This is a genomic window from Chryseobacterium sp. 2TAF14, from assembly GCF_052115105.1.
Classification (GTDB): Bacteria; Bacteroidota; Bacteroidia; order Flavobacteriales; family Weeksellaceae; genus Chryseobacterium.
Window position 1 is genome coordinate 1 of sequence record NZ_JBFRGA010000292.1, and the last position, 2,237, is coordinate 2,237.

Genomic DNA, 2,237 nt, shown 5'->3' on the forward strand with positions numbered 1-2,237 from the left:
ATATTCAGAAAACAAAAGAGTTTTGGACTCAGGTAGGATTCACCATCAACGAACAGTTTTCAGACGATAAAGCAGTTTGTGTAGTGATGAGCGATACTATTTATGTAATGTTTTTAACTGAAGAATATTTTCAGACTTTTTCAGAAAGACCCGTTCCGAAAGGCGATACAACACAGGTTTTGGTTGCAATTGGTTTAAACAGCCGTGAAGAAGTTGATCAGGTTGTAAATGCTGCTGTAGCAAACGGAGCAACTCAGCATGAAGAGCCACAAGATTACGGATGGATGTATCAAAATTCTTTCTGGGACATTAACGGACACGGCTGGAACGTAACATTTGCAGATATGTCACAGATGCCTTCACAACCCTAAACCTCGAACTTTAGACCTTAAACTTAATTATTATGGACACTCCAAAATCATCAAAATTAGAAATCATTATTCCTGCATTTCGAGGACACAGCCAGAGTTTTCTGATGGTTCTTGACGGAATTTCAGAAGAAGACGCTTTGAAAAGAATTGAAGGCAGAACAAACCACATCGTTTGGATGGTTGGAAATTTTCTCGATATGCGTTATGCAATGGGAAACGTACTCGGCTTGAATGAAGGATTTGAGTATAAAGATTTTTTCTTTCAGGGAAAAGCGCTGGATGAAAACTTAGAATATCCTTCTTTACAGCAATTGAAAGATTCTTTTCACAAAATTTCGCCTCTTGTTTATCAAAGGTTATTAGAAGCTTCAGATGAAGATTTAGAAAAAGCTTTTCCGATGGGAATGAATATCGAGTTTTTCCCGGAAAATGTACTCAATTTCGTTGGGATGTGCATCGGTCGTGAAGATTATCTCTGCGGACAAATCGGGTTGATGCGCAGAATCCTCAATTACGAAGGAATGAAATACGACTTCGATGAAAATATGAAGTATTAAAATCAATATTGAAAAAGCGTCTTAAAATGGATTCTTCACTGCATTTCGTTTCATCCAGAATGACAAAGATGGTTTATTCCTTTGCTGAGTGAAACGCCTTTGCGAACGAAAAATATTCTCAATTAAATAAAAAATCTTTGCGCTCTTAGCGTTAAAATAAAACACTAATAGACACAGATCTTTACACAAATTTTCACAATAAATAATTTGTGTAATTCGTGAAAAACATTCGTGAAATTAGTGTTTAAAAAACTAACATTTAAAAATAAAAATCATGGCAAAACTAAATCCTTACTTAAATTTTGACGGACAAGCTGAAGAAGCTTTCAATTTTTATAAATCTGTTTTCGGCGGCGAGTTCGTTGGAGAAATCCACAAAATGGGTAACGCTCCAGGAACGGAAAATTTATCGGATGAAGAAAAAAACAGAGTGATGCACATTGCTCTTCCGATTGGTGGCGACCTTTTGATGGCTTCAGATATTGTGCCGTCTTTCGGGCAGAATTTAACGGTGGGAAACAACAATTATGTTTCGGTTTTCCCGGATTCCAGAGAAGATGCAGATCGAATTTTTAAAGGTCTTTCTGAAGGTGGAAATATTGAAATGCCGATCGAAGACCAGTTTTGGGGAGATTATTTCGGGAGTTTTCAGGATAAATTCGGTGTTCATTGGATGATTAATTATAACGAAGAATACACAAAATAGTTTTATATTTAATAAATGAAAGGGTAGATGTTTAGTTTACCCTTCTTTTACACACCAAAAAAATATTAAATGGATAAAATAAAAATTGACATTACGATTTTAGCACCTGTAGAAAAAGTCTGGAATTATTTTAACGACCCAAAACATATCACCAAATGGAATTTTGCCCACGAAAGTTGGCATTGCCCAAAATCTGAGAATGATCTGAAAGTCGGCGGAAAATTCAACAACAGAATGGAAGCCAAAGATGGAAGCTTCGGGTTTGATTTTATAGGAATCTATGACGAAATCATTCAGAATGAAAAAATAAAATATCATCTGGAAGACGGAAGAGAAGTGGAGATTATTTTTGAGAAAATAGATGAAAATACAACCAAAGTAACCGAAATTTTCGATCCTGAAAAACAAAATCCTGTCGAAATGCAGCGTGAAGGTTGGTATGCGATTCTCAACAATTTTCATAAATACGTAGAAAACAACTAATAATTTTTTGCAATATGATCAACTTAATAATAATGGCGAAATGTTTAAGCCCTATTTGTGCTGTTCATTATGTTGCGAACGGAGATTTTTTGAAAGGCGTTATAGCAATGCCTGCAAGAA

Annotated in this window: 4 protein-coding genes; all 4 read left to right on the top strand. The window is 35.4% G+C overall.

Annotated features, from left to right (window positions below):
* Positions 1 to 2: 2 nt before the first annotated feature.
* The 4 genes from AB4Y90_RS17600 (at position 3) to AB4Y90_RS17615 (ending at position 2,117) form a co-directional block, all read left to right on the top strand.
* Positions 3 to 371, top strand: coding sequence for a VOC family protein (locus AB4Y90_RS17600; protein WP_441558865.1), 369 nt, complete (start codon positions 3 to 5; stop codon positions 369 to 371).
* Between the two features lie 32 nt (positions 372 to 403).
* Positions 404 to 928 carry a DinB family protein gene (locus AB4Y90_RS17605; RefSeq protein WP_441558866.1) on the top strand — a complete coding sequence of 175 codons (525 nt, stop codon included), beginning with the start codon at positions 404 to 406 and terminating at the stop codon, positions 926 to 928.
* A 274-nt stretch (positions 929 to 1,202) separates the two neighbouring features.
* Complete coding sequence (locus AB4Y90_RS17610; protein WP_441558867.1) at positions 1,203 to 1,634, top strand: VOC family protein; 432 nt, start codon at positions 1,203 to 1,205, stop codon at positions 1,632 to 1,634.
* 69 nt (positions 1,635 to 1,703) lie between these two features.
* Positions 1,704 to 2,117: an SRPBCC family protein gene (locus AB4Y90_RS17615; RefSeq protein WP_441558868.1), complete on the top strand. Its 414-nt coding sequence runs from the start codon at positions 1,704 to 1,706 to the stop codon at positions 2,115 to 2,117.
* Positions 2,118 to 2,237 lie beyond the last annotated feature (120 nt).

What these genes read in the sequence shown, in the direction of transcription:
- AB4Y90_RS17610 (WP_441558867.1), top strand. Translation starts at nt 1,203, where the DNA reads ATGGCAAAACTAAATCCTTACTTAAATTTTGACGGACAAGCTGAAGAA.
- AB4Y90_RS17605 (WP_441558866.1), top strand. Translation starts at nt 404, where the DNA reads ATGGACACTCCAAAATCATCAAAATTAGAAATCATTATTCCTGCATTT.
- AB4Y90_RS17615 (WP_441558868.1), top strand. Translation starts at nt 1,704, where the DNA reads ATGGATAAAATAAAAATTGACATTACGATTTTAGCACCTGTAGAAAAA.